The 26,725-nt window shown below is 62.6% G+C and carries 32 protein-coding genes; 25 read left to right on the forward strand and 7 right to left on the reverse strand.

Annotated features, from left to right (window positions below):
* Nucleotides 1-174 precede the first annotated feature (174 nt).
* From napE to RM190_RS22685, 7 genes are all read left to right on the forward strand, one after another.
* Complete coding sequence (napE, locus tag RM190_RS22655) at nt 175-378, forward strand: periplasmic nitrate reductase, NapE protein (RefSeq protein WP_311761750.1); 204 nt, start codon at nt 175-177, stop codon at nt 376-378.
* 6 nt (nt 379-384) lie between these two features.
* The gene (locus tag RM190_RS22660) at nt 385-873 is read left to right on the forward strand and encodes a ferredoxin-type protein NapF (protein WP_311761751.1); all 489 of its coding nucleotides are present in this window, start codon (nt 385-387) and stop codon (nt 871-873) included.
* Entirely contained in the window at nt 870-1,118 is a 249-nt protein-coding gene (locus tag RM190_RS22665) for a chaperone NapD (protein WP_311761752.1), read from the forward strand. Before RM190_RS22660 ends, RM190_RS22665 begins: the two co-directional genes overlap by 4 nt.
* Nucleotides 1,119-1,123: 5 nt before the next feature.
* Nucleotides 1,124-3,631: a periplasmic nitrate reductase subunit alpha gene (gene napA / locus RM190_RS22670; RefSeq protein WP_311761753.1), complete on the forward strand. Its 2,508-nt coding sequence runs from the start codon at nt 1,124-1,126 to the stop codon at nt 3,629-3,631.
* On the forward strand, nt 3,631-4,101 hold the full coding sequence (locus RM190_RS22675; RefSeq protein WP_390908876.1) for a nitrate reductase cytochrome c-type subunit: 471 nt from the start codon (nt 3,631-3,633) through the stop codon (nt 4,099-4,101). Before napA ends, RM190_RS22675 begins: the two co-directional genes overlap by 1 nt.
* 1 nt (nt 4,102) lies before the next feature.
* Nucleotides 4,103-4,816, forward strand: coding sequence for a NapC/NirT family cytochrome c (locus tag RM190_RS22680; RefSeq protein ID WP_311761754.1), 714 nt, complete (start codon nt 4,103-4,105; stop codon nt 4,814-4,816).
* Nucleotides 4,817-4,899: 83 nt separating this feature from the next.
* Complete coding sequence (locus tag RM190_RS22685) at nt 4,900-5,730, forward strand: GSU2403 family nucleotidyltransferase fold protein (protein WP_311761755.1); 831 nt, start codon at nt 4,900-4,902, stop codon at nt 5,728-5,730.
* Nucleotides 5,731-5,983: 253 nt separating this feature from the next.
* Here the strand turns inward: RM190_RS22685 and RM190_RS22690 are convergent, their stop codons facing one another.
* From RM190_RS22690 to RM190_RS22710, 5 genes are all read right to left on the reverse strand, one after another.
* Nucleotides 5,984-6,214, reverse strand: coding sequence for a hypothetical protein (locus tag RM190_RS22690; RefSeq protein ID WP_311761756.1), 231 nt, complete (start codon nt 6,212-6,214; stop codon nt 5,984-5,986).
* A gap of 17 nt (nt 6,215-6,231) precedes the next feature.
* Complete coding sequence (locus tag RM190_RS22695) at nt 6,232-6,567, reverse strand: hypothetical protein (protein WP_311761757.1); 336 nt, start codon at nt 6,565-6,567, stop codon at nt 6,232-6,234.
* Nucleotides 6,564-7,718 (reverse strand): replication initiation protein RepC, encoded by a 1,155-nt coding sequence (gene repC, locus RM190_RS22700; protein WP_311761758.1) that lies wholly within the window; start codon nt 7,716-7,718, stop codon nt 6,564-6,566. The genes RM190_RS22695 and repC overlap by 4 nt, the downstream gene beginning before the upstream one ends.
* A gap of 282 nt (nt 7,719-8,000) precedes the next feature.
* Nucleotides 8,001-8,561, reverse strand: coding sequence for a hypothetical protein (locus tag RM190_RS22705; RefSeq protein WP_311761759.1), 561 nt, complete (start codon nt 8,559-8,561; stop codon nt 8,001-8,003).
* A 367-nt stretch (nt 8,562-8,928) separates the two neighbouring features.
* Nucleotides 8,929-9,726, reverse strand: coding sequence for a helix-turn-helix transcriptional regulator (locus tag RM190_RS22710; protein ID WP_311761760.1), 798 nt, complete (start codon nt 9,724-9,726; stop codon nt 8,929-8,931).
* Between the two features lie 121 nt (nt 9,727-9,847).
* Here RM190_RS22710 and RM190_RS22715 point away from each other — a divergent pair, with 121 nt between their 5' ends.
* The 18 genes from RM190_RS22715 (at nt 9,848) to RM190_RS22800 (ending at nt 25,628) form a co-directional block, all read left to right on the forward strand.
* Nucleotides 9,848-10,555 carry an acyl-homoserine-lactone synthase gene (locus RM190_RS22715; RefSeq protein ID WP_311761761.1) on the forward strand — a complete coding sequence of 236 codons (708 nt, stop codon included), beginning with the start codon at nt 9,848-9,850 and terminating at the stop codon, nt 10,553-10,555.
* 201 nt (nt 10,556-10,756) lie between these two features.
* Nucleotides 10,757-11,161, forward strand: coding sequence for a hypothetical protein (locus RM190_RS22720; protein ID WP_311761762.1), 405 nt, complete (start codon nt 10,757-10,759; stop codon nt 11,159-11,161).
* Nucleotides 11,130-11,861 (forward strand): lytic transglycosylase domain-containing protein, encoded by a 732-nt coding sequence (locus RM190_RS22725; protein WP_311761763.1) that lies wholly within the window; start codon nt 11,130-11,132, stop codon nt 11,859-11,861. The genes RM190_RS22720 and RM190_RS22725 overlap by 32 nt, the downstream gene beginning before the upstream one ends.
* Nucleotides 11,862-11,875: 14 nt before the next feature.
* Nucleotides 11,876-12,187: a TrbC/VirB2 family protein gene (locus RM190_RS22730; protein ID WP_311761764.1), complete on the forward strand. Its 312-nt coding sequence runs from the start codon at nt 11,876-11,878 to the stop codon at nt 12,185-12,187.
* The gene (locus RM190_RS22735; protein WP_311761765.1) at nt 12,187-12,462 is read left to right on the forward strand and encodes a VirB3 family type IV secretion system protein; all 276 of its coding nucleotides are present in this window, start codon (nt 12,187-12,189) and stop codon (nt 12,460-12,462) included. Before RM190_RS22730 ends, RM190_RS22735 begins: the two co-directional genes overlap by 1 nt.
* On the forward strand, nt 12,455-14,803 hold the full coding sequence (locus tag RM190_RS22740) for a VirB4 family type IV secretion/conjugal transfer ATPase (protein ID WP_311761766.1): 2,349 nt from the start codon (nt 12,455-12,457) through the stop codon (nt 14,801-14,803). Before RM190_RS22735 ends, RM190_RS22740 begins: the two co-directional genes overlap by 8 nt.
* Nucleotides 14,803-14,937 carry a hypothetical protein gene (locus RM190_RS22745; protein WP_311761767.1) on the forward strand — a complete coding sequence of 45 codons (135 nt, stop codon included), beginning with the start codon at nt 14,803-14,805 and terminating at the stop codon, nt 14,935-14,937. The genes RM190_RS22740 and RM190_RS22745 overlap by 1 nt, the downstream gene beginning before the upstream one ends.
* Before the next feature lie 10 nt (nt 14,938-14,947).
* Nucleotides 14,948-16,084, forward strand: coding sequence for a lytic transglycosylase domain-containing protein (locus RM190_RS22750; RefSeq protein ID WP_311761768.1), 1,137 nt, complete (start codon nt 14,948-14,950; stop codon nt 16,082-16,084).
* Nucleotides 16,081-16,860 carry a type IV secretion system protein gene (locus RM190_RS22755; protein WP_311761769.1) on the forward strand — a complete coding sequence of 260 codons (780 nt, stop codon included), beginning with the start codon at nt 16,081-16,083 and terminating at the stop codon, nt 16,858-16,860. The genes RM190_RS22750 and RM190_RS22755 overlap by 4 nt, the downstream gene beginning before the upstream one ends.
* A gap of 2 nt (nt 16,861-16,862) precedes the next feature.
* Nucleotides 16,863-17,396: a hypothetical protein gene (locus tag RM190_RS22760; protein WP_311761770.1), complete on the forward strand. Its 534-nt coding sequence runs from the start codon at nt 16,863-16,865 to the stop codon at nt 17,394-17,396.
* Nucleotides 17,396-18,391, forward strand: coding sequence for a type IV secretion system protein (locus RM190_RS22765; protein ID WP_311761771.1), 996 nt, complete (start codon nt 17,396-17,398; stop codon nt 18,389-18,391). Before RM190_RS22760 ends, RM190_RS22765 begins: the two co-directional genes overlap by 1 nt.
* Before the next feature lie 59 nt (nt 18,392-18,450).
* On the forward strand, nt 18,451-19,122 hold the full coding sequence (locus RM190_RS22770) for a virB8 family protein (RefSeq protein WP_311761772.1): 672 nt from the start codon (nt 18,451-18,453) through the stop codon (nt 19,120-19,122).
* Entirely contained in the window at nt 19,119-19,835 is a 717-nt protein-coding gene (locus RM190_RS22775) for a TrbG/VirB9 family P-type conjugative transfer protein (protein ID WP_311761773.1), read from the forward strand. Before RM190_RS22770 ends, RM190_RS22775 begins: the two co-directional genes overlap by 4 nt.
* On the forward strand, nt 19,832-21,196 hold the full coding sequence (locus tag RM190_RS22780; protein WP_311761774.1) for a TrbI/VirB10 family protein: 1,365 nt from the start codon (nt 19,832-19,834) through the stop codon (nt 21,194-21,196). The genes RM190_RS22775 and RM190_RS22780 overlap by 4 nt, the downstream gene beginning before the upstream one ends.
* A complete protein-coding gene (locus tag RM190_RS22785; protein WP_311761775.1) occupies nt 21,196-22,209 on the forward strand; it encodes an ATPase, T2SS/T4P/T4SS family in 1,014 nt (337 codons plus the stop codon). Before RM190_RS22780 ends, RM190_RS22785 begins: the two co-directional genes overlap by 1 nt.
* Nucleotides 22,206-22,364 carry a hypothetical protein gene (locus tag RM190_RS22790; RefSeq protein ID WP_311761776.1) on the forward strand — a complete coding sequence of 53 codons (159 nt, stop codon included), beginning with the start codon at nt 22,206-22,208 and terminating at the stop codon, nt 22,362-22,364. The genes RM190_RS22785 and RM190_RS22790 overlap by 4 nt, the downstream gene beginning before the upstream one ends.
* Before the next feature lie 19 nt (nt 22,365-22,383).
* Entirely contained in the window at nt 22,384-23,559 is a 1,176-nt protein-coding gene (locus RM190_RS22795; RefSeq protein ID WP_311761777.1) for a hypothetical protein, read from the forward strand.
* 8 nt (nt 23,560-23,567) lie between these two features.
* The gene (locus RM190_RS22800; protein WP_311761778.1) at nt 23,568-25,628 is read left to right on the forward strand and encodes a type IV secretory system conjugative DNA transfer family protein; all 2,061 of its coding nucleotides are present in this window, start codon (nt 23,568-23,570) and stop codon (nt 25,626-25,628) included.
* 187 nt (nt 25,629-25,815) lie between these two features.
* Here the strand turns inward: RM190_RS22800 and RM190_RS22805 are convergent, their stop codons facing one another.
* On the reverse strand, nt 25,816-26,196 hold the full coding sequence (locus RM190_RS22805) for a type II toxin-antitoxin system VapC family toxin (RefSeq protein ID WP_311761779.1): 381 nt from the start codon (nt 26,194-26,196) through the stop codon (nt 25,816-25,818).
* A complete protein-coding gene (locus tag RM190_RS22810) occupies nt 26,197-26,409 on the reverse strand; it encodes an AbrB/MazE/SpoVT family DNA-binding domain-containing protein (protein ID WP_311761780.1) in 213 nt (70 codons plus the stop codon). It lies immediately after the preceding gene.
* Between the last annotated feature and the right edge of the window lie 316 nt (nt 26,410-26,725).

Raw genomic sequence — 26,725 nt, forward strand, 5'->3', positions numbered from 1 at the left:
CGCGAGTTCATCGCAGCTCAAACCACAACCGCCTGAGTGTCCGGTGAAATGGGGGCAAGACCAGGGGTTCATTGCAGGCAGCTTAACGCAAGCACTTCCAGAGCCTCAGCACTGCTGCTATGATGTGGTTATTAAGCATTTAGACAGCTCCTCACTTGCCTCCAGCAAAGGTGAATGAAGTTGCCGAGCGCTCACGACAGCATTGCAGGAAAAGTAATTGCCCCCGGTCAGCGCAGACGGGAGCTGGTTGTTTTTGTCCTGCTTGCCTTTGCCATCTGGCCGATCCTTTCTATCGCCTTCGTGGGCGGCTACGGCTTCCTCGTCTGGATGTATCAGATCATGACTGGGCCACCCGGTCCTCCCGTAATTGGGCACTGACCTGATATGCCAGCCGCCGCCAGCATATCCCGCCGCCAGCTCCTGAAAGGACGCACGGCCACGCCGCCGTTTGCGCCGCGGCCGCCGGGCGTGACGGAGGTTTCGGTCGGGCATTGCACCGGCTGCGCCGCCTGTGTCGAGGCCTGTCCGCAAGACATCCTCTCGCTCAGCGCGGGCAGGGTGCGCCTCCTGCCAGAGCTTGGTGAATGCCTCTTCTGCGGCGCATGCGCAGAGGCCTGTCCCGAGCCAGTCTTTGATGCGACGCGGGTGATGGCGCACCGGGTCATTATCGACGACAATTGCCTGGCCCGCGCTGACATCACCTGCATGGCTTGCCGCGACGCCTGTCCCGAATCCGCGATCATCATGCGCCCGCGCATCGGCGGTCCGTTCCTGCCCAAGTTAGACGACGCTCTCTGCATCGGCTGCGGCGCCTGCATCGCGTTATGCCCCGGGCAGGCGATCACCTACTCACCATTGGGAGGGCCGCCATGAAGCACGAGGCATGGCACGTCTCCTCGGCTGTCGTCAGCGTGATCCCCGGCCGGATGCCGGCGGTGCTGAATGCGCTTTCCGGGCATAGGAATGTGGAGGTGCATGGCCGTGACGAGCGCCGCATAGTCGTCACGATCGAGGGCCGCAGCAGCGGCGAGCTGGGTCAGAAACTTAGCGAAATCAACCTTATCGACGGCGTTCTCGGCGCCAACATGGTGTTCGAGCACGCTGAGAAGGCGGAGTAGCAGCGATGAGCGTCGACCAGACCAGACGAAACCTTCTGAAAGCCCACGCCGCCGCGCTAGCGGCCACCGCCGCGGGCCTGCCTGTATCGGTCTTGGCCCAGCCAGTTGTGGGCGGGGTCGAGGCGCTGCAGATCAAATGGTCCAAAGCCCCCTGCCGCTTCTGCGGCACCGGCTGCGGTGTGATGGTCGGCGTCAAGGATGGCAAGGTCGTCGCCACGCATGGCGACATGCAGGCCGAGGTGAACCGGGGCCTCAACTGCATCAAGGGCTATTTCCTGTCCAAGATCATGTATGGCCAGGACCGCCTGACCACGCCCCTGATGCGCAAGTCGAACGGAGTCTTCGACAAGAACGGCGATTTCGAGCCGGTAAGCTGGGACGAGGCCTTCGACACCATGGCCGCCAAGGTCAAGGAGGTGCTGAAGGAGAAGGGGCCGACGGGCGTCGGCATGTTCGGATCCGGCCAGTGGACCGTGCTTGAGGGCTATGCCGCGACCAAGCTGATGCGGGTGGGCTTCCGGTCAAACAACCTGGACCCCAATGCGCGCCACTGCATGGCCTCGGCCGCCGTTGCCTTCATGCGCACCTTCGGCATGGACGAGCCGATGGGGTGCTATGACGATTTCGAGCATGCCGATGCCTTCGTGCTCTGGGGCTCGAACATGGCCGAGATGCACCCGATCCTGTGGACGCGCCTCGCCGACCGCAGGCTGGGGACGCCGGGGGTGAAATGCGCGGTGCTGTCGACCTTCACGCACCGTTCGATGGACCTTGCCGACATCCCGATCGTCTTCAAGCCGGGGACCGACCTTGCGATCCTGAACTACATCGCGAACCACATCATCGAATCCGGCGCGGTGAACGAAGATTTCGTCTCGAAATACACCAAGTTCGTGAAGGGCCAGACCGATATCGGTTATGGCCTGCGCCCCGAAAATCCGCTGGAGCAGAAGGCGACGGGGGCCGCGGATTCCGGCAAGATGGACCCCTCGGATTTCGAGGCCTACAAGGCGCTCGTCTCGACCTATACGCTGGACTATGTCAGCGAACTGTCCGGGGTCGAGCCGGGCTTCCTGAAGGAACTGGCCGAGCTTTATGCCGATCCGAACAAGAAGGTCATGTCGCTCTGGACCATGGGCTTCAACCAGCATGTCCGCGGCGTCTGGGCCAACCAGCTTGTCTACAACATCCACCTGCTGACCGGGAAAATCTCGGAACCGGGCAACTCGCCCTTCTCGCTGACCGGCCAGCCCTCGGCCTGCGGCACGGCACGCGAGGTCGGCACCTTCGCTCACCGCCTTCCCGCCGACATGGTGGTGACGAACCCCGAGCATGTGAAGCATGCCGAGGAGTTGTGGAAGGTTCCGCATGGCCTGCTGAACACCAAGCCCGGTTATCATGCCGTGCTGCAGGACCGGATGCTGCATGACGGCAAGCTGAATTTCTACTGGATCATGGTGAACAACAATCTGCAGGCTTCGGCGAACAGTTCGGGCGAGGCTTATCCGGGCTATCGCAATCCCGACAACCTGATCGTCTGCTCAGACGCCTATCCCACGGTCACCGCCATGGCCGCCGACATCATCCTGCCCGCCGCGATGTGGGTCGAGAAGGAGGGGGTCTACGGCAATGCCGAACGCCGCACCCACGCTTGGCACCAGCTTGTCGATGCGCCCGGCGATGCGCGGTCAGACCTTTGGCAACTGGTCGAATTCTCGAAACGTTTCACCACGGACGAGGTCTGGCCCGCCGACCTGCTCGCCGCGAACCCGGATTACAAGGGCAGGACCATTTACGAGGTCGCCTTCGCCAATGGGCAGGTCGACCAGTTCCCCCTGTCAGAGATCCGCGAGGACTACACCAACCGCGAGGCGCAGGAGTTCGGCTTCTACATCCAGAAAGGCCTGTTCGAGGAATATGCCAGCTTCGGGCGCGGCCATGGCCACGACCTTGCCCCCTATGACATGTATCAGTCCGACGACATTCGGGGGCTGCGCTGGCCGGTGGTCGACGGCAAGGAGACGCTCTGGCGCTATCGCGAAGGCCTCGACCCCTATGTGAAGTCGGGAGCCGGGGTCGAGTTCTACGGCTATCCCGACGGCAAGGCACTGATCATCGGCGTGCCCTATGAGCCGCCGGCGGAAAGCCCGGATGACGAATTCAACTTCTGGCTCGTGACGGGGCGCGTGCTGGAGCACTGGCATTCGGGGTCGATGACCATGCGCGTGCCCGAGCTCTATAAGGCCTTCCCCGGCGCCAAGGTCTTCATGAACGCGACCGATGCGCGCGAGCGCGGGCTCAATCAGGGCATGGAGGTTCGCGTTGTCTCGCGGCGCGGCGAGATCCGCTCGCGGGTCGAGATCAGGGGCCGCAACCGCATGCCCAAGGGCGTGATCTTCGTGCCGTGGTTCGATGCCAGCCAGCTCATCAACAAGGTGACGCTGGACGCGACCGACCCGATTTCGAAGCAGACCGACTTCAAGAAATGTGCCGTCAAGATCGAGGCCGTGTGATGAAACCGCTGCGTACCGTTCTGATGATCGCCTGTGCCTGCGCCGCCACCCTGACGCTTGCGCAGGGGCTGCCGCAGGACCCGCCCGAACTGACTGGTCCCACGCCCGACCCGATGGAGGCGATCCCCGCCGCGCCCCTCGAACGTTATGTGACCGATGACGTGCGCCAGATGCGCGCCTATCCCGAGCAGCCGCCGATCATTCCCCATTCGATCGAAGGCTATCAGCTTTCGGTCAACGCGAACCGCTGCATGTCCTGTCACAAGCGCGAAAACTCGCTGGGGACCGGCGCGCCGATGATCTCGATTACGCATTACATGACCCGAGAGGGGCAGATGCTGGCCGATGTCTCGCCCCGGCGATATTTCTGCACACAATGCCATGTTCCACAGGCCGATACCGAGGCACTGGTGCAGAACACCTTCACCGATATGGCCGAGATGGGCGCCAACACTGCGGGGGAACAGTGACATGCGCTGGATCCGCGGACTGTTCTTCTGGATCCTGGGGCTGATCAAATGGTTCTGGAACGTACTCTGGACCCCGGCCGGCACGCTGGGACTGGGCTTCCTGACCCTTGGCGGCTTCATCGGCGGTGTCATGTTCTGGGGCGCGTTTAACACCGCGCTTGAGGCTACCAACCGCGAAAGCTTCTGCATCGGCTGTCATGAGATGCGGGCGAATGTCTATGAAGAATTGTCGCATACGATCCATTTCTCGAATCGCTCGGGCGTCCGGGCTGGGTGCCCCGATTGCCACGTCCCGCATGAATGGACCCACAAGATCGCCCGCAAGATGCAGGCATCGAAGGAGGTCTGGGGCAAGATATTCGGCACGGTAAACACGCGGCAGAAATTCCTCGAGCATCGCATCGTCATGGCAAAGCGCGAGTGGGCTCGGCTAAAGGCCAATGATAGTTTGGAATGCCGGAACTGCCATTCCGCAGTTGCGATGGACCTGTCGAAACAGGCGCCCCGGGCTGCCTCCATCCACAGCCAGTATCTGCTGACCGGCCAGCGCACCTGCATCGAATGCCATCAGGGCATTGCGCACCAGTTGCCCGACATGACCGGGATCGAGCCTGGCTGGACCGCGCCCAAGGAGATGCAGGACGAACCCGCGCCGCCGCCAGACGGCCGGGTCGAATTGCAGGGCTATCTCGACCGAACCCCGCTGGACGGCTGAGAGCGAGGGAAGCTGGCCCGTTTGAAGCTGAGCTTTGGGCTAACCCTTCTTGGCTGGGTCACGAACTGAGAATTACGAAGGCATTGAAGCTCACGAAGGCGCAGAAGGCATTCGTTCTGAAGCAGGGCAAGGAAGCGGAGCCGATCGCGGAGATCAATCAACTGGCCGCGGTGATGCGGGCGCTCAACCACCAGCGTGTTCCCAGCATCGCGGCGAGGCTGATCCGGAAGCTCGATGAGAACCCGGCGGCGGCTCGTTTTCGGGTTGTGGGCACGCATGCGCTCTATGCCTATGAAGCCGCGGCAGCGGTGATCTTTAACGGGGAGATGGTCGCCACCGGAGATTTGGATGTTCTGATCGACGACCGCGCACCCCTGCGCATCGCGATTGACGGAGAAGCGCGGGGCTTGGAGGCAATCGCCAGATCCGCCGATCCGTCGTTCCAGCAGCGTCAGAAGGGAGATTTTCGGCTGACCAACAAGGAGGGGTTCATGGTCGAATTTATCCGCCCGGAGGCACGGCCGGCGCATCGGGTCATGCCCGGCCAGGTCAGCGGCACTGAAGGCGATGCAGTTCCGGCCCCGATTGTGGGCCTGGAATGGCTTGTGTCTGCGCCTGCCTTCACGGCCATCGCCATCGATGACCGTGGCTTTCCAGTCAGAATGACTGCACCGGCACCGGCCATATGGGCGGCGCATAAGCTTTGGATTTCCCAAAGATCGGACCGTGATCCCGGCAAGGCAGCGCGAGACAGAATTCAGGCTGAAGCAATACTCGGCCTGATTGAGGACCGACTGCCGCAGGAAATGTTGGACCCTGTAAAGCACAGCGCCCTCCCAAAATTCGTGGCGGATCTGGTGCCTGCCGGACCTGTAAAATCTGATCAGAAAAAGCTCACGCCAGATTGGGAATGACGCCGCGGCGTACCTACCCGCGTTGGTCATGACAAGGCGAAGGTTGCTGTCGCGGCGGGGCGCGCGCTGCCCGGCTTACACCGCCAACTTGTGAAGCAGCTTCTGCTCGACCCCCTGCATGGTATCGAGGGCGCGTTTTTTCCTGCGGCCTAAATTCTTCCAGCATCTCTCCGGTGATCAAGACAGGTCTTGCCTTCCCCATTTCCTGCAGCACGGCTTGAATTTATCGCCTTCTGGCGTGAACCCGGTAGGGTCAGCGTCGTTCGCTTAGCCCCTGCTCCGAGATCGCCGTATTCAGCACATGGGCCACGATCTGAAGAAAGTGCTCGGGGTCGTCCAGCGCGTTGCTGGCGATGAGGAGCGGCTTGGCGCGAACGGTCTGGATTTCCCCGTTCGTTCCGCGCCGGGGTGGCGCCTGGAAATAGACCGCGAACTGTACCTTGCCAGATTTCGTCCGATAGGCCGGCTTGACGAAGAATCCCATTGGGGGCGTCCGGCCAATCACGGCGTGCGCCCTGCAGTCGCCTTGGAGCTGAAACCCAGCGCGTCCAGGCGATCCAGAAACCGCCGATGTTGCTCAGAGACCTGCCGCGCCTGTTCGAACTCAGCCTGGCGGGTCGCGTCCATGCAGGCGAAATACCGGGTGACCTCGGAGAAGTAGCGCTCGAAATCGGCCGCAATCAGTTCGGCGTAACGAGCCAGCGCATCATCCTCGACGGGCAAATAGGGTTCTTCGGGCGGCAAGCAGTCCGGGAAGAAATCCGTCGATTGCCCGAGTGCAGGAACGGCCAGAGGCGCTAAGGTGGGGAGCGACATGAGGCAAAGCTTACCGATCATTTCGCCACCCGTGATCTGCGCAACAGACTCTTCAGCGCGCCAGAAAGATCGAGGTCGCCCACGCGATCGTGCGTGGTGAAGCCCCGCAACATGGCGCCAGGGGAGCGAGTGGGCGTGACCGGATGGCTGCGGTTTGCATCGATGATCAGCACGGCCAGCGCGGCACGAAGGCTGCCCATCTGATCCAGCGCAGCCTCCCAGGCAGATTCCGTGATACCGAGATCTCGCAGCAACATGATTGCGGTACTGCGCAGAACGCGCTCGTTCACGGGGCCGGACGAGCGCAGGGCTTCAAGGCAGAAGCGGAAATCCGGGCTCGCAATCTCACTGACGATCTCCGGGGTCAGCCAGCTGAGATCGTCCTGGTCTGGCCGGTCGTTGGCCCTTCCGCGTGGGCTCGAGCGCGACACCGCCCGATCCGCCAACGGAAGACGTGTCCCTCCCCCTTCAAGAATCTTTAGAATTGTATTTGATATTGTCGGAACACGTGCTTCCGCCCTGCCGGAAATTTCCGACCAACATTGCAGGCAGCCAAGCGCCTCTTCGAGCACTGCCCCGATGGCAGCCAGATGCGCCTCAAGCTCCCCGGAACACCGGAACGTGGCATAGCGCCGCGGCCAGGAGGTGTAGCGCCGCAGCAGCTTCGGTAAGGCGGGATGCTGTGGCACGGTTTCCAGGAGGCGTTCGATGGCGATTTTTGCGTCTCGCTTTGCGGCCGAGCATTCGAGCCTCAGGACCGAGATGCGATGCGCCTGGAGACGATGTTCGGCATCCAGCGCAAGCAGATCTTTCATGATTTCAACCATTGGCCGAAAATTGATGCCGAGCCGCCGGCCATTGCTAAGGGTCCGACCGGATCGGCGGCCATTTGCTGCGGTATCGATCTCGATGAGACCGAGTGCTTCGAGGCCTTTTTCATGCAGGCGAAGCATCCGATCGGTGATCCCAAGTTCCTGCGCGAGGTCCTGTTGGGCGCGGTAGCAAACCGGATCCCGGTTGGGATCGAGCCAATCGGCCGGCGCAGTTTGACGCATCATGCGCAATAGCACCGTGCAGCGTGCGGCTCCCAAGTGAAGATGCCTGGCAACGCGCTCCACAAGCTCGAGGACATGACTGAGCGACATGCCTTCAGGCAGCACGGGACGTGTCATGGGGGCGGGATAGTGCATTTATGTTTTGCTCCTCGTTTCCTGAGGCGCGGGACAGCGGACATGCGACATCGATCCGCAGAAATGCGGTTTTTTCGCTTGAACTCCGGGGCTGGGCAGATAACTATATCCTCAGCAACGGGATACATCAGGTGTGCAAGCCTGTGTCATCTATCGAGAGCCCCTCGTGCGGATCCCGCGCGGGGGTTTTCATTTTCGTCGAAAGATCAATCGACTCCTTTTGCAAACGGCCGGGCTGAAGCACTCAGCCGATGGGCAATCCATTCAGTAGGGCACCCACTCCTCAGATGTCTTGCCCTGGTAGTCACGCCAACGCATCAGCACACCGCGCCAGAACATGATCGTTCCGAACCCGCTCTTGACCTTTTGCTCGTCCCCGCCAGTTACGGCGAAGATCCAGCTTGGTGCTTCTCGCATTTCCATTTTTGACCAAGACAAGTTGCCGGCGACATCGTAACGGCCCTGCCTGGAGCGATCCCGGATGTGCATGTCGCCGCCTCCCCTCTTTTGTGAATAGTCGATATGGTAGAGTTCAATTGCGTCGCGATAGGCACGCACCTCGGGGGGCAACTGTCTTGGCCCCTCTCCAGTCGGCAGGCCGCCACCGCCGCCCATCGGACAGTTCCAGAGTTGCAGCGGTGGCTCTACCGGAAACGGTGTGATGCGGCGGATCATCTCGACCTTCGCGGGAGTGCATTCCGTCGAAGCCGGAAACCCGCCTGCAAGACAAAGCAGGATGGCGCAGTCGATCGGATAGGCAGGACTGCCGGAAGGCACGGCAATCAGCATAACGGCAAACGCTTTGATACCTGTTGAAAGTTGCATGCTATCAATTTTGCAATATGTGAATCATTCTTGCAAGATTGCATAGCTGCTCAGTCACACTTTGGGCAAGCCGAAGATTGCTCTGAGTGCAGATACTGGCCGAGAACGGTCATCTTCGGTGACTGAGACCCAGATTGATCCGAAGGGCGAATGAGCCAAACGACACCGGTCCTGCCTGTCGACGTCTCATAGCTCAGTCCTATGCCATCTCCCTGGCGCACCTCGTCGAGAAATCGATTTCCGCGCTTTCTGCCTGGCTCCTGTCGCATGGGCCGTCGTCCTCCTCTGATGGAGGCGAACCTGTGCATGTGTCGTGGGATTGAAAAGAAGACGAGCGGCCAATTTAACCTTTGGGATAAAGCAACCGCTAGATGAAATTCCTTGACTGCGCGATGGCCACCGCTTGTGTGCTGCTCTTAGCTCGCAGCTTTTCCTGCGCACGTTGACTGCGGTACTTGATGGTCTCTACTGACACCGAAAGGCGCGTCGCTGCCTGGCGTTGGGACAGGCCATCGCGCAGTGCGGCGAGAACGGAGAGTTCCGCGTCGGTCAGAGAAGCACGGTTGTGCAGAAAGTCCACCCAATAGAAGAACTTCCCGGCAACTTCAGAAATCTCGTCATCTGAAAATTCGTGGTCACCGCGGGAAAGCGACACGAACGAGTGCAACCCGTTGACAACTCGGGTGGCCGCCATCCCGAATCGCATACCATGGGCCTGTGCAGCTCGCAGGATCCCGTTCGGGTCGGGTATGGTGATGTCGGACCACCGCGTTGCCCCGCTCTGGGCCTTCACAATCCATCGGAAAACAGGGTCATCGAGGAAAACGCCGCTGCGAACGTAGGTTTCCTGCCAGATGGGGGGCATCGAACTCTCGAGGAACTCTACGCCCTTTGCTGTATAATTGAAGGCGAGAACCCAACCGGCGGGGGCGAGTGCGTTCAACCTTGGTCGGTCATCTTCAAAGCCTGGAAGCATCTCGGCAAGCATATTCATCCCTGAAAAGGTAGGTCTGTTTAATCGAAAGGGTAAATTTCTCCCCACAACCTTGGCTTGTCCAGCGGGGTCCGGACAGATAGGCGGAAAATGGAGAATTCGAGCATGGCGCAAAAAACGGTTGTCGATGGCAAGGCCGAGTTCACGAGGGATATGGTTGACACGTTGCATGAATATTTCGACCAATACGCAGTGGATGGCGTGGTGACCGTTGAGGTCTCCAATCGCGGTCTATGGTTGCCAAATCCTGTCACACATGGTCGCCAGTTCTTGGGGCTCGCAAGATTTCCTGATGGTACTTCCCGCTAAAGCTGCCGAACTCGCCGCGCTGCCCCGCACGCACGAGAGGGACTTTGAGGTCTCGATCCTGATGCTGCCGAGTTCGGCTGATCGGTGGCCTCTGGTGATGAAATTCCTTGCGTTGCGCAAGGCCGTGTTCATCGATCAGATGAACTGGGGCCTCTTCCATGCGGAAGGGGTCGAATTCGAACAATACGATTTCATCGGCGTCGTTTATGTCGTGGCACATCGGGGCAGCGAAGTCCTCGGGGGCGCCAGGCTGGTTCGGACCGACAACCGGTTCGGCACGGGAGGCATCACCTATAGCTACATGATCCGCGATGCCTGTCTCGGAGTTCTCAAGAACATGCCCACTGCCCTTTGTGAAAAGGCGCCGCCGGTGGCGGCTGACATCTGGGAACTGACGAGACTGGTTGCGATCAGGGAACAGGGCGTGGGTGAGGCAATCCTTGTTGCCTCCAATCGCTTTCTTCATCTCCTCAGTGCGAAGGAGTGCCTCTTCCTTGGATCGCCGGCGTTCATGCGCATGGCGAAACGCATGGGGTTTTCTCCCTCACCTCTGGGTAAGACCCAGAGCAATGTCGATGGCCGCTTTCTTGCGTTCAGTTGCGAAGTGATAGATCCCGCAACTGTGAGGGACCCCGAACCCGTCAGTGGACAGGATGGATTCCGCCCGTCCCACGAGAAGGTCGGAACCTGACTGGCCTGGTGTAGCCCTGTCAGATTTGATCCTAACCTCGCCGACTGCGTAAGCAGGCCGGCACACAGCCAGTTGGCGCAACTTCCAATTCCAGATAGACAAAGCTGTCCGCCCCCGGCGGGCAGGCGATCTCGCGCTTTCGGCAGCAAAATTACAATGCTAATCGAAATTACAAGATTGCTAACACATTTGTAATGTCGTATGGCTTGGCGAGCAGCAACCGCGGGCCATGCGACCGTCAATGGAGACGGACCGTTGTCATCGCCTGCCTTCAAGAAGCCATATTTTTTTGTTCTCGATCAGGCAGAAGAGTTCATGGAATATCTGCGCGATGGCTGGCACATTGAGGTGCTTTGCCGCTCGGATGCATATCTACGCAACTCCTATTGGTACGGAGAATGGGTGGTTCTCTTGGTCGCACCCGATGAATCTCAGGAAGTTCCGCTGCTCAAGTCGCGCCGCGGCGGCCAGATTGCCGACGACATGCGGGTCTTCAAAACGGTCAACGGCATCTATTCCTTCTGCAAACAATATGGGGTCCACACCCCTGGCATTCCCTCCGTCGAAGGAGATCGTGAGCGGCAGCGGGTCACACTTCCCGACTAAATCATGGGGTTGGCGACTGTGCATATCTCTGGCGCTCATCCCCTGGATCTTCCTGCCCTTTCCCGCCACCGCCGAGGTCATACGCTTCAACGGCACCGCAGGCGCGGCCGGGATCGACGCCGGATCTTCAGTCCTGCGCTACGACGCCCGCGGCAAACAGATTGTTCCCACGGCCGCCGCTGATGTCGTCGCCATTGAAGACACGGCCCTCGGCAATGCACTGCGCGAGCACGCGTTGCGTGAGCGGATTATCCCTGTCGCCCGCGAGGTGATTGCATCCCCCGACATCCTCCTGGGCATCGATCGCACGGCGGCGCGCTATCGTAACCATCCAGCGCTGCAAGCAGCCGGCCTGACCTCCGCGCAATGGCACGCTCTTTTCCGATCGATGATCTGGCAAGAATCCCGCTTTGACCCGGTGGCATTGAGTCCGAAGGGCGCGATGGGCCTGGCCCAGCTGATGCCGGGAACTGCCCGGATCCTCGGCGTGGATCCTTCTGATCCTGTACAGAATCTCGACGGCGGCGCGCGCTACCTACTCGCGCAGATGCAGCGATTCCGCAGCCCGGTGCTGGCACTGGCGGCCTATAATGCCGGGCCGGACGCGGTCCGCAAATATGGCGGCATACCCCCTTACCCAGAAACCCGAAACTATGTGCTCCGCATCCTGGCGGAGCGTGATCGCCTGATGGCGCAGTAGACAAGGAAGCAGACATGAACCGGAATTACGTCCAGGCCGCGATCGCGGTCCTGGCGGTGGCCTTGCTCACCCTGCACGCATCCGAGGTCCTGGCCCAGGCGGGAACGGTCGACTTCTCCAAGGTCGACAAGGTCGGCACGGGATTCATCAACTGGCTCAAGGGCAATATCGCCATCGCCATCTTCACCGGCGCCTTCATCATCTGCGGCTTCATGGCGGCGATGAACCGGATCAGCTGGTGGTGGGTGGTGATGATTTTCGTCGGCGGCTTCTTCGTCTTCGGCGGCAGCACCCTCGTCACCCAGATGAAATCGGCACTCTCCTGATGGAGAAGAGCCCAGTCATTCTCGGGCTCTCGCGCCAGGCGAAGCTGATCGGGCTGCCGATGCCCTATGCCCTTGCCGTCGGCGCCCTGACCGCCCTGCCCTTCTTCTGGACCCAATTCATCCCCTGGGTGCTGACCGGGCCGGTCTGGTATGTCGCGGCCCGCGTCTTCGTCGCGATGAACCCCAATGGCCATAAGGCCCTGGCGGTGGTGCTGCGCCGGACCCCGCCGCCGCTTTCCCCAAGGCAGAGAAAAGAGGGCCGGCACCATGTTTGACGCGGGTGATATCCGCGCGCGCAGCGCGCGCGCCACAGCTGCCCGGCCCAAGTTCCCGCAACTCTATCCGCATATGCCTTACGTGCTGGAGGTGGATGACCATACCGTGCGCAGCCGGGAGAATGCGCTGATGATGTCGCTGGAGGTCCGGGGTAAGGATGGGTTTACCTCGGCCGAGGATGATCTCGAGGATCTGCGCCGCGGTTTCGCCGCCATCCTCGACGGGCTCGACGAGCGCTTCAGCTTCTATGTCCATCGCATGATGAAACCGGCGAAGCTCGACCTCGCCCCGATCCATGGCGACAGTTTCGCCGCCGATCTCGATGCCAGATGGAGTGCGCATCTCGCGGAGCAGAAGCTGCGCGACTTCGTTCTGGTCCTGACCGTGGTTAGAAACCTGCAGGCGCCGCTCAAGCTGCCGGTCTTCGCCAGAAAGGCCCGCGAGATCTTCGACGGCGACAGCGCCGAGCGCCATGCCGAACTGCGCGAGGTCGTGACTATTCTGGAAACCAGTCTGCCGATCGGAACGAAACTGCTCCGGATCAGCAACGGCTCGCTTCTCGGCTTCTACGCTTCGCTCAATTCCGGTGTGTACCGGCCGGAATATCGCGGTGACATGACGCTGATCGCAGAGGATGTCAGCACTGTCGGGCTGCGCTTCAGGGGCAACGTGGTCCGGCTGACCGAGGGGCCGGACCAGCCGCGCTATGCCGCGGTGCTGGCGGTCAAGAACTATCCGACCATGTCCGAGCCCGGCATGCTCGATGCGCTCGACACCGGCATGGACACGCTGCTCACGCATTCCTATACCCCGATCGCACGCCAGAAGATTGCCGATCTCGCCAAGCTGCGCATCCAGCAGATGCGCGCGGCAGGCGACGCCGCAGGCTCGATCGAGGACCAGCTGGCCACAACCTATGACGACGTGGAAAGTGGTCGTCTTGGCTTTGGCGAGCACCAGTTCACCATCACGGTCTTTGCCGACAGCCCGGCGGCCCTGGAAACCCGGGTTTCGCAGGTCCGTGGCGTGGCCGAGCAGGCCAGGATCCGGTTGACGCGGCTCGCCTCGACCATGGAGGCGACCTTCTTCGCCAACCATCCTGGCAATCGCGATTACCAGGCCTGGGAGAGCATTGTCAGCAGCATCACCTTCGCCGATCTCTGCAGCCTGCACATGACTGATTGCGGCCTTAGCCCAGAGCGCCTGCCCTGGAAGACGCCGATCACGGTTTTCCAGACGGTCACCGGGGCCGCGCATCGATTTTCCTTTCACGACGCCGGCGATCCAAAAGCCGAGCCCAGCATCGGGCACACGCTCATCCTGGGACCCTCGAACAGCGGCAAGACCGCGACGCTTGCTTTCCTTGCCGCCCAGGCGCGGCGCAGCGGGGCGCGCATAGTGTTTTTCGACAAGGACCAGGGGCTGCGCATGGCCATTGCGGCGCTTGGCGGACGCTATGCCGAGATTAAAGCCGGCCAGCCGACCGGGCTCAACCCGCTCGTCACCGAAAACGGGCCGCGCGGCGAGGCCTGGTTGATGGACTGGCTCGCCACACTCGCCGAGCGCGGTGGCGAAACCCTGACCCCGCAACAGGCAGACAGCCTGAAACAGGCGGTGCGCCAGAACGGGCAGGCAACGCCGGATCTTCGCACCTTCCAACATTTTACCACGCTGATCGGCGATGCGCGCGACAACCGTGCGCTGGCGACGCGGATCGCGGAATGGGGGCCGGAGGGCCGCTACAATTGGGTCTTCGGCGCGGCCGGGACACCGGTGGTGGATTTTGCCGGTCTTGATGTTCTCGGCATCGACCTGACCGAGATCCTCGGCCTGCCGAGCGAACGCTCGGCGCTCCTCACCTATATCTTCCGTCGTCTGGAGCTGATGTTCGAGGCCCGCGAGCGCATGCTCCTGATCATCGACGAGGCCTCGACCGTCTTTGACGACGAGTTCTTCGCCCGCTGGCTGCCGAAATGGCTGGTCACGGTGCGGAAGATGAATGTGGTCGTAGTGCTGCTCACACAATTTCCATCGCAGATCAGAAACAGCCGCTCAGGAGCGATCCTCGAGGGACTGCCGACACAGATCCTGTTTCCGAACCGGCGCGCCACGCCAGCCGACTATCAGGGCTTCGGGCTTTCGGATGCCGAGATCGACTTCCTGCTGGCGGGACGGACGGCGCGACGGCAGGCGCTGCTGCGCAGCCATGGCGGCCAGACCATCCTCGATGTCGATCTCTCGACTCTCGGCCCGCTCCTGACCGCACTCGGCGGCGGCGAAGCCGGTCGCGCTGCCTTCGGCGCCGATTACCAAACCATCCCTTTCTTCTGGAGAACATGATGACGCGGAAGGCCTTCCTGCTCCTGTTGCTGCTGCCTTTGCTCTCTGCCTGCGGCGAGCCCCCGATCAAACAGGCCAATTGCTGGAACCGCATGGCGTTCATTGCAGCGCCCGACTGCGCGCTGGCGCGCTGAAGGGCGGCGCATGTCTTTCAGACCCTTGCTCCTTGGCTCGATCCTCGCGCTCGCGGCCTGGCCCTCAGCCCTCTGGTCGGTCGGTGTGCCGACAATTGACGCAAAGAAGCTGGCGCTTGACGTGTTGGTCATGGAGGCGGAGGGCGCGAAATCCGCGGTCGAACAGGCGGAAAACCGGAAACGGGCCGAGATCGCCCGGCAGCAGAGCAAGCAGATCACCGCGCTCGACGAAACCCTGAGATTGCTCACGGAAACCAGCGGCTTCGTGCCCGGCCTCGAGGGTGGCGACGAGGGTGGAAAATTCCCGGCCGCGCGGATCTACCCGATCGAGGACGACAATCCCTATGCCGGCCGTCTCTTCGGCGATGCCCGCGCGACGATCGAGCAGATGATCGCGGAGACGGCGATCAGATATGGCGGGCATCCGGCGTTGGCAAAGGCAGGCATCAATGCCGTCGAATTCCGCTGCTGGTTTCAGGCACTGGTAAAGCAGGAATCGAACTTCTCGATCGGGGCGAAGAGCCCGAGGGCCGCCTTCGGGCTCACCCAGATCATCCCCGGCACGGCAGAGGAACTCGGCATCTACCCGGGCTATTACGACGATCCCCGGCTACAGCTCGATGGTGGCGCGCGCTACCTGCTCGCCCAGCTCGGCGCTTTTGGCTCGATGCCGCTCGCGCTCGCGGCCTATAATGCGGGGCCGGGCGCTGTCCGAAAATACGGGGACATTCCGCCCTTTGCCGAGACGCAAGGCTATGTCACCCGCATCACCGCTTTCTACAATCGCTATGCGGCCGGCATGAGTGGTGCCGACCAGATCGGTACCCTTGACCCCCGGGACATGGCGATCGCGGAAGCCTCGAACATTGCCGATGCCGGCAGTCATTACGCGCGCGCCAGCATGGGCGCAATGCAGGGTGCCGCAGTGCGGATCCGCGCGATCCTGCTCGAAATCGAGGGCACCGGCTCGGCCAAGGTGGCAATGGATCTGAACAGCTATGCGCGGGCCGAGGTCGTACGCATGGCGGTGGTCCAGGGCCGCCTCAAGGCCGTCAGGCAAAGGCTCTATGCCACGCGTCACGCCCTCCTTTTGCAGGCCTATGCCGAGGACGCTGAATTCCTGCGCATCTCCGAGGAGAATCGATGATGAAAACGTACCTGGCAGCCGCTGCCCTTGCTCTCGGTCTCTCTCCGGATGCGAGCGCACAAGGGGTCCCGACCATCGACCTGAGCAGCCTTGCCAAGCTGACCGACCAGCTGGTCGAGGCGAAGCTTCAGCTCAAGGAGCAGATCGCCGCCAACGTGAAGCTCGATGACCAGACGCTGAAGTTGATCGAGCAGGTTCAGCTGCTGCAAAGTCAGATCTCGGCCTTGAAGGATGGGCTGACGCTGGCGGATCTCGGCGTTGATCCAGAAACCTTCCTCAAGAATATCCTGCCGCAATTTGCCGACCTCGGCGCCTCGCTTGCGGCAGCGAAGACCGGCAATTGGTCGCAGGTGCTCTCGGGCGGCACGCTGGGCGGTGGCCCGGTCGGGACCCGGGTCGAGCAGACCTTCGCCTCGGCCGGAATGAACCGCGAACAGGTCGAGGGCCTCGGCAAGAGCGAAAAACCCGCCACGGCCCGGATTGGCACCCAAGCCAACGTCAACGCCTTCCTGTCGGTGGCAGCGGAAAGCTCGTCGCAGCAGGCCCGCGAAAGCCTGACCCGGATCGACAGGCTGGTGACCGGGATCGAGGGCACGAAGAACCTCAAACAGGCGATCGATCTCAATACCCGGGTCACTGCCGAGCTTGGCATCGCGCTCGGCAATCTCTGGGCGATGGAGGCGGTCCAGACCGTGGGCATGGGCGAGGCCGGGGTGATGGATGCCGCCACCGCCGCCGAGGAGGAGAAGTTCCTGCAGATCGAGATGGAGAACTGAACATGAGACCTGTTCATGTCATCGGCGCCGGCGGCCTTGTCTTCGTCGCTGCGACCTCCCTGATGACATTGGCGCCGCAAGCGGCCCCTGCCGACCAGACCGCCCCCTTTCCTGCAGTGTCAATCGAAGAGTTGGATGCCGCCGCCGCGGCCGCGGAGGAGAGCTTCCTGCAGATCGATCCCGATGCGGCACCCGATCTGTCCGGCATCACCCCGCTCGCGCACCCCGGCAATGTCCCCTACCGGAAATGCGAAAAACCCGAGGCGCTGAAGGCGGTGCTCCTGAAACCCGGCAGTCAGCTCTATGCGCGTCGCCGGGACATGAGCGCCTACCTGCGCATGACGAATGTGCTGGCGACGCGGGACTGCTCCTGTTCCGGCAAGCTCGTGCGCGCCTCGGCCATCCTCGCCTTTGAGAAGAAGTTGATGGCGAAGGCCGGGGTCAGTAATCCCGAGGAGCTGGTGACACGGCCACTTTATGATGAGGCCCGCACGCTCAGGCGCCAGGTTGAATATCTCTGCGGCGGGGAAAGCTGATGGGCATCGTCACCAGCATTCTCGACAGCATCGACACCTCCATCAGCAATGTTGGTGCGCGGTTCTTCGAGGCCACAGCGACGGCACTCGGGCCGGTGGTCACCCTCCTGGTGACCATCCTCGTCATCGGCATCGGCATCAATATCGCCTTCGGTGCCGCGAGCCTGTCCCTGCGCGATTCCCTGCAGCTGCTCTGGCGGGTGGTACTGGTCTATGTCTTCGCACTGAGCTGGGCCAATTTCGGGGTCATCTATCACGCCCTTTCCGAGGGCTCCGGCAATCTTGCCATGGGCTTCTTCGAGGTGGCGAGCCAGGGCGGGGCGGCCCCGACACCTTCTGCGGCCATGGATGATTTTGCCCGAAACATGACGGAAACTGCCAACGCGGTTTCGCGCGCGCAAGGCTCGATCCAGCGCGGGGTGATCGGGGCGATTTCCTATTTTGTCCTCGCCCTGATGATGGCGGGCTATGTCCTGGTCGTAGGCTTTGCCAAGATCATGATTGCCTTCCTGCTCGGGGTCGCGCCGCTGGCCATGGCCGGCACCATCTTCGACAAGACCCGCAATCTCTTCGAGGCCTGGATCACCTCCTTCGTTGGCTACCTGATGTACCCGATCGCGGCCGCCGCGATCATCGCCAGCGTCGTCAAGGTCGGCGAAGCGCAGTTCCCGGCCGGCGACGACATCACCAACCTCGGCTCGATCCTTGGCTTCTTCGTCGTGGTCTTCGTCGGCATCTTCGCCCTGAAGGCGATCCCGCAGGCGGCAAGCCACCTGACCGGGCAGTTCCATCTGGCATCGATCTCGCCGCAGCCGATCCGCGGGCTGGCGCACCCGCTTGCCGGTCCGCTCGCTAGCCGGGCGCGCGCCACCGGGAGCGGACTGCTATCTGGCGGGCAGACCCCGCGCCGGGCCCAGGAGCTTCGCGATCGGACCTGGGCAGAACGCGGCGGCCGGCTCGCCGAGAAAATCCGCGCCGCCAGCATCCTGCGCTAGCACGGGCGGGCCAGACCCGGCCCGCCGCACCTTCTGACATTCAATCCCGAGGCATTGCCATGACAGACCGCGTGTCTGAACAGAGAACACTTCTCGAAAGCGAGTTCTTCCTCGATGGAAAACGTCGCGAACGCCGGGGCTTTGTCATCGGTACGCTCGGCCTCGGGATCGCGGCCGGATCGGTCGCGCTGTGCCTGATGCTGCTGCCGCTGAAGGAAACCCAAGCCTATCTCACCATCGTCGACAAGGATACCGGCATGGCGAGCCGGGCGGTGGAGGTCGCGCCCGCCACCATGTCCGAGGCCGAGGCCGTGCGCAAAGGCCTTCTTTTCAACTATGTCATGGATCGCGAAACCTATGACGAGAACGACAACGAGACCCGCCTGCTCAAGGTGTTCCGCATGTCGAGCCTCCTGGAACAGGACCGGCTGCGCAGCCTCTGGAACCCGGCCAATCCGACCTATCCACCCACGCTCTACGGCGCCGCGGGCAAGGTCAGCATCAAGGTTTTGAGCATCAGCGAGGTGAGCGCGAATACCGCCACCGTGCGCTTCACCAAGACCTTCTCGCAGACCGGCGAGGAGGACCGGTCCGGCAAGTTCTACGCCACCGTCAGCTATGCCTTCCAGCCCTCCACCGAAAATGCGGTCGAGCTGGTCTGGGAAAATCCGCTTGGCTTCGTGGTCACCAGCTACCGCGTCACCGCGGAATCCCTGGAGGATCAGGAATGAAGAGGATGCTGATCGCGGTGGCCCTGGCTGGCCTCTCGCTACCCGCGCCTGCCCTCGCCGAAATCAGCCCGCGCGCCGGCGCGCATGACGGGCGGATCACCTATGCCAGTTATCAGGAAGGTCAGGTCTATACCGTACCGGTCCGGGTCCGGAACATCACCATGATAGAGCTCGGCGAGGGGGAAACCATCCGCGCGATCGCGGCCGGCGATACCGAAAGCTTCCAGGTCGAGAAGCTGGAAGGCAACAATGTCTTCACCATCAAGCCGGTGCTCGACGGCGCTCAGACCAATGTCACCGTCGAAACCGACCGGCGCTTCTATTTCCTGAATGTCGTTGAGGGCAAAGCCCGTCCGTCCTGGTCGGTTAAGTTTGCGGTCCAAGGCAGCGCCCGGGGTCCGTCCAGCCGCAGCCGGGTTGCGCCTCTGCCGGAGGCCCCACCCCCAAAGATGCGCTACCGGATCATCAGCCGGACCAGAGGGGCGAGCTTTGCCCCGATCGGGATCTCGGATGATGGCGCCAAAACCTACTTCCAGATCCCCGCCGCGGCGGCGACCCCGACCATATTCCGCGTCGATGCCAAGGGTCGGGAATATGCCGTCAACAGCAGTATGGACGGCGCCGTCATTGTCGTCTCCGGCCGCTCCAGCCGCTGGGTGGTCCGTTACGGCGACGATCATGCCTGCATCGAGGGAGAGGGCGTGCGGCCATGAGCGCTGATGCCGAGACGAAAGTGCAGGAGCGGCTGAGGCGCCTGCGCAAACCGGAGCCGAAGGCCTCGCCCTTCCGGATCTACGGACCCTATGCCGCGGTGCTGGCGGCGGGGCTCGGGATCGGCGGCTATGTCGCCTCGCTGCCAGCGGCCGAGCAGGCAAAGCCTGCGGTCAGAACGTCGGAGGTGGCCGAATTCCAGCAGGATCTCGGCCTTGCCGGCTTTTCCACGCGCACACCGCACCTCGAGCCTGCAGTTGAGACGCCGAAACCCGCGCCCGAGAAACTCATCGACCCCGCCGCCAAGGAGGAGGCCGGGCGGCTGCGCCAGGAGCTCGCCGATCTGCAGGCCGAGATCCAGGAGTTGAAGAAACGGCCCGCGGAAAGCCCGGATGGGCTGACCAACCTGCAGGCGGAGATGCAGTCCCTGAAGGCGGCGGCGACCGAGAGGGACAGTGTCTATGCCGAACTCGAGCGCGAGAATATCCGACTGCAGACACAACTCGGGACCTCGAACATGCTCGGGCTTCCAGATGCGGGGATGGTCGATGAAGACGCGCAGCGCCTTGCCGAACTCGAGGCGCGTCGCGCAGCGGCCGAAGCGCTGCGTGCGGCCCGGAACGCCTCGCCGATGGTGGCCTATCGCGCAGGTGGTGGTTCAAGCGCCCCTCCCGACAATGCGGCTTCCACGGTTGCCGGGGAAGTCGAAGGCCAGAGCGGCCCCGGCGACGAATCCTTCGTGCGGGCCGGCGCCACCCACGCCGAGGTGACCCATGCCGAGGTCATCGCCAATCCCTCGCGCACCGTCGTGCAAGGCACCCTCATCGAGGCCACATTGCAGACCGCGATCCAGTCCAGCCTCGAGGGCAATATCATCGCTACCGTCAGTCGGGACGTGTGGTCGATGGACATGGCCAATGTCGCGATCCCGCGTGGCTCGAAACTCTTTGGCCGCTACAGCTCGGATATTGCCCGCGGCCAGCGCCGGGTACTGGTGGCCTGGGACCGGGTGGTGACCCCGGACGGGCAGACGGCGGATCTCGCCGCCTATGGCACCGACCGGATCGGCCGCTCGGGCCTCACCGGCCGGGTCCGCAACCATACCCTCGCCCGCTTCGCCGGGGCGGCGGCGGTTTCCGTGATCGGCGGCCTGCCCGCGATCATCACGGCCGCGCTTGAAGACGGATCGGAAGGCGACAGCCGCCACCAGGCCTGGAACGATGCGGCTTCTAATGTCGCGCAGGGCACGACATCGGTCCTGGGCGAGCTCATGCAGGGCTATCTCGATATCCCGACGACGCTCAGCATCAACCAGGGGGCCATCGTCATGGTGCAGGTCAATGCCGATGTGGAGATGCTGTAATGGGCTATCTGCATCACTACCTTGACCGGATAGGCACCCTTTTACGGGATCCGGCCATGATCGAGGTCGCCATCAATGGCGATGGCTCGGTCTGGACCGAGCGCGCCGGCGAGGCGGTGATGACCCGGGCCGAAATTCCCGGTCTCGATTGCAACTATCCCCGCGATCTCGCGCGCCAGATCGCCAATGACCAGAGCCTGAAGCTCTCAGAGGAGAGGCCGATGATCTCGGCTTCGGTTGGCTTCGAGGGCATCAATCTGCGCTGCCAGGCGCTCGTGCCACCGGCCTCGGCCGAAGGCACGGTGCTGTCCTTCCGCCTCTTCCGCCCGCGGTCTGCGGGCGCGGCACCGCACCGCTTCGATCTCATGCGCGATGTCACCCTGTCGCTGGAAGAGGAGCGGGCACGGATCCTGGCAAGGCTCCGCGACCGGCTGCAGCCCGGTTCCGAGGGTGGTTTCGATATCTTCTGCCGGGAGGTTGTGCGCCAGCGCCTGAACGTGCTGATCTCCGGGATCACCTCGGGTGGCAAGACCGAACTCGCGCGCCGGCTGCTGTGGCTGGTGCCACCGGAGCAGCGCCTCGCGCTGATCCAGGACGCCAGTGAATTGCTGCCGGACCTGCCGAATGTCGTCAATCTGATCGCAGATCGCGAGGAGGGTTCGCCGCGCGGGGCGGAGCGGCTCCTCGAAGCTACCCTGCGCCTGCGGCCGGATCGCATCATCGTCGGCGAGCTGCGGGGGATCGAAGCAATCACCTTCCTCGAGGCCATCAACACCGGCCATGAGGGCTCCTTCACCACGGTCCATGCCCATTCCGCGCGCAAAGCGCTCGATCGCCTCGCCTTCATGGTCTCGAAGGGTGGGCTCGGCATGAGCTATGCCGAGATCCAGCGCTATGTGCGCGGCGCCATCGACGTGGTGATCCAGGTCGGCCGCACCGGCGCGCAGCGCGGCGTCATGGAGATCTGGATCCCGGCCCTTGATGACGCGGGGAACGCGGAGATGCCGGCATGACCAGCTGGGAGTTCGCGGAGAGAAGACCGGTCCTCAGCGTTGAAGAGGCCGAAAGGATCCTGCGCGCGCATGACCATGATCCGGCCGAGGCCCGCGCGGAACTGGCCGAAAGATTTACCGAGACGGCCGAACTGCTCGGCTGGCTCGGCTACTGATCCGAGGACCGGAGGGACGATGATGGTTGATGAGCAGGAAAACAGAGTCCGGCGCGCACTCGGCGCGGTGCAGGATTTTCTGCGCCCCGACCTTGCGCAAGCGCGTCAGGCCACCGAGGCGGCAAGGCTGGTTGCGGCGTCGGAGAACCGCGAGAGGCTCGAGACGGCACGGGACGAGGCCATACAAGCCCTGGCCCAGCTTGCCGCCCTGCCCCAGGAAGACCGCGAGGCGGAGATGAAGGCACAGGGCCTCGATCCGGGCGAGACCACAAGCTGGTCGGCCGGGAACTGGTCCGATCCGTCGAAACTCGCGGCCCGGGTCGAAGCCGATGTTGAGGGGTTTGCCAGGGCGAAAGGCCTCGATCTTCGGGACGGTGATGCCCGCCTGAGGGCCTATACTGATGTCGGGGAGGCTTACGGCGAGGTTCATCTGGCGATCAACTCTCGCTCATGGGAAACGGACCGCGCGACCAGGGGCCCGACACTGGCGTGTCTCGGCAACTGGAAGTGGGCCGACGGGATCAACGAGGAATACCGCGAGCTCGTCGTCGCCACAGATCGGGGCTACCATCCGGGCTATGAGACCTCCCATCTGGGTGGGGAAGGCCCCCTCTTCCATTCTGAACTGGCTTTTCCGACGCTCGCGGCCGCTGAATCCGTCGCGTTCCGTTTCTACGAGCAGGGTGGCGATGAGGCCCGCTTCCTAAACGCGCTTTCTGAAACGAGCCAGCTGCCGGAAGGTCATGGGGGCAAGGTCGATGACCCGGTCCGGCCATCCCTGCTGTCCGGGCATCAGCCTCCCCGCGCGGCAACTGTGGTCGCATATGAGACCGTCCCGGAGCTGACGGTCGACGTCGCCCGGGCCGTGCGCCTCGTCGCTGCCTTTATCGAAATGGCAGATGCCGTGACGGCCGGTGAACGGCCGCAATTCCGCACGGAGGAGCAGGCAGCGGCTTTCCGGGAGGATATCGAGGCGCGCTATGGCGCTGGCACGTTGGAGCGGCTGCGCGCGGGGGATACCCAGGACCTGAGCCTCGATCTGCCTGACCAGGACCAGCGCGCGATCACCGGCATGGCGCTCAGGCTGGTGGTCGCGAGCCACCAGGTTCTGCGCGAGCGCGGATCTGAACAGCTGAAGACGCCGGCTGTTCTCCTCGACCCCGACAGCGGGCCCGATCTCGACCTCGGTTTTTGAGAGGCGTGATGACCCGATTTCTTGTTGCCCTTCCCTTCGGCCTCATCTGCGGTGCGCTGCTCGGATCGGTTCTTGGCGGCATGTGGCTGGCCTGGCATCTCGGCCAGGACGTGAATGCCGCCAATCCCTTCCTTCTCCTGACCGGTTATCCGGGCTGGCGCACGGCGCAGACCGAACCCTGGTGCTTTGCCTATGGCGTGGTCATCGCCTCTTCCCTGGCCCTTGGCCTGGCCGCCCTGGTTCTCAGCTTCCGGCATAAGCTGACCCAGTATGGCCAGGCCCATTTCCAAAGCCGCGCCGAGATGCGCCGGAACGGGCTTTTGATGCCGGTGGGCGCCGGCCTGGTCTATGGCAAGCTTTACCGCTTCGGTCGCCTCGGCCGCCGGCTCGGCCCGGGTCGGTTCATTTCCGCGGTCTATGACAAGTTCCCACATTGCCTGGTGGTCGCCCCGACCCGGGCCGGCAAGGGCGTGGGTTACGTCAATCCGAACGTGCTCCTGTTCCCCGGCAGCGTCGTCGTCCTCGATGTGAAAGGCGAGATCTTCGAGGCGACCGCCCGGCATCGCCTCTCGCTCGGGGATGAGGTGTTCCGCTTCGCGCCTTTCGATTTCGAGCATTCCAGTCATCGCTACAACCCGCTCGAACGGGTGGCGAAGATCGCGCACCCTGCCGAGCGTTATACCGAACTGGCCAAGATCGCCGATTATTTCCTGACCGTCTCAGACAAGGGCAACGCCGGTGATTTCCTGTCCGAAGGTCGCCAGCTCTTCGTGGCTGCGGGTCTGCTCGCGGTCGAGCGTGGCAACCCGACCATCGGCGAGATCAACCGGATCCTCTTCGGTCAGGGTGCCTCTCAGGCCGCCTATGCCGCCCATGCCCTCGAGGTGAAACATGCCAATGCCGCCGAGACTTTCCGCAAGTTCGCGGCCTATGACGGCAAGATCCTCTCGTCGCATGCCTCGGTTCTTGGCGGGGCGGGCATGGCGCTCTGGAACAACCCCGCGGTGGATTACGCCACCAGCGGCCATGACTTTTCCTTTGCCGATCTGCGCCGCAGGCCGGTTTCGGTCTATCTCGTGGTCAATTCCGACTCGATCCAGACTCTGGCGCCGCTGATCCGGCTCTTCTTCGGCGAGCTGATCGCCACCCTGCGCGCCAGCATGCCGGATCCTCAGCGTGAACCCTGGCCGGTCAAGATGATCCTCGACGAGTTCGACCAGCTTGGCCGCATGACCATTGTGGTCCAGGCCCTCAAGCAACTGGCCGGCCACGGCGCTCGGGTCTCGATCATCACCCAATCCGTGCCTGGCCTCGAAAAGATCTACGGCAAGGAAGACCGGCTCTCGATCGAATCCGCAGCCGGGATGAAGCTCTACCTTGCCGCCAATGACAAGATGACTGCGCAGGAAATCTCGGAATCCCTCGGCAAGACCACGCGGCTCTCGCTCAGCGACAGCTACGCACCCGACCGGAGCGGGTTGCTGCGCCGCACGATCTCGCGCCGCAACGAGGAGCGCCCGCTGCTGTCGCCCGACGAGATCTCCCGGCTCGACCGGAACAAGGTCATCCTGATCCCCGAGCGCCAGCAGCCGATCATGGCGCGGCGCATCGTCTATTACGAGGATCCGTTCTTCCGGAAGATCATGGCCGCCCAGACCGGTCCCCTGCCCTATCCCACCAAGGAACAGCGCGAGATCCGGGTTCTGAGCGATCAGCTTCACGCCCTGGCCAGCCAGGTGACGGAACTTTCGAAGATCAGGTTGATCGATTATGCAACCGGGGATGGAGGGAATGCTGCGAGCGGGGAGGAATCGTCAGCTTCATCAGGCCCGAATTCTCTGGCTCCAGAGACCTCGCCGAGTCCCGGACCAGCCGCTGACGCACAGAAAGCGGCAATTGCCGACGCGTTGGCCGATCTTCAGCAAGCTGCCCCAGAAGTCGGCACTAAAGTCGACAACCAGGCAGGTGTTACGGTTGCTGAAGGCAAAGGATTTGCAGCCCTGAGGCCCAACGAAGCCGCTGCACGGGAAAAGATGGCAAGGATGAGCGCCAGGATAGCGGCGAAGTAACGTCGCGACGATCACTGAGCAAATCTTTGGATGATCTATGGCTTGCGCCTGCTGATCTGTGCAGTCGATCCCTGGCGGCTGGTGATTGCGGAAGGCGATCCAGCGCCCGTTCCGAGCCTGAACCTGCGAACCGGTTTCTGCGGCGGGCAGGTCGTTGGATTCACACGACAGCGACCCCGGAGACGGCCTATGCCTTGATTTTCGCGATCAATGTCACGCCCGGCAGTCCCTCAAAATGCGCGTCGCAGGTCAAGAGTCGCGCGCCATGCGCCTGCGCCGTCGCGTAGATGATCGCATCCGCCGTGGCCAGCTTGTGCGCGCGGCAGACCTCAGCGGAAGCAAGTGCGGTTTCGGTATCAAGCGGCACGACCTGGCAGACCTGTGTAAAGGCGATGACCTGGTCCGCCTTATCCTCGCCGATCTCACGGGTCAGCCATTTTGCAAGTTCCAGCTGCACCATGGTTGGCACGAGCCAATCAGCCTGTTCGGGCAGATGATCGGCGAGCTTATTACCGGTCGGTGAACCGATCAGCCATTCGATCCACGAGGAAGTATCGACGAGAACCATTCAGAGACGGTCGCTGCGGTCGCGATAGTCCGTCGCATTGGCGCCTTTGGCCAAGCCGCGCAACGCCTCGCGTTCCGGCACCGGCACCAACATCACCCCGGTTCCCTTCGGAATGAAGGCAAAGGTCAGCCCAGCCTCCCAATGCTGGGCGGCGCGGATGGCTTTTGGGATCGAGATCTGGAATTTGGTGGACAGGGTTGCAGTTTCCGCCATTTTCATACCTTCTTCCTATCGATGACATAAACGTAAGATGCGCGCGGCCGGAAATCAAGTAGCTTTGGCAGGCCAAGAGGGGCGCCGCCGTCAGAAATCTCCTGTTTCACTCTCACCCAGACGACGTAGTTTCTGTGGGCCGGCTACACCTCCTCGGCCCGAGCGAGAAGGAACAAGCGGTCGCTAAGGGCCGACCGTCGCTAGGTTGGACCAGCGGCGGATATCCAGCCGCCTGACCTCGTCTTGCCACGCAGCATGTCCCTCGAGAGCCCATCGCGGACATCCGAAAAGTCTGCCGGGCCTCGAATTTCTGCGC

Source organism: Paracoccus broussonetiae, from assembly GCF_031854425.1.
Taxonomy (GTDB): domain Bacteria; phylum Pseudomonadota; class Alphaproteobacteria; order Rhodobacterales; family Rhodobacteraceae; genus Paracoccus; species Paracoccus broussonetiae.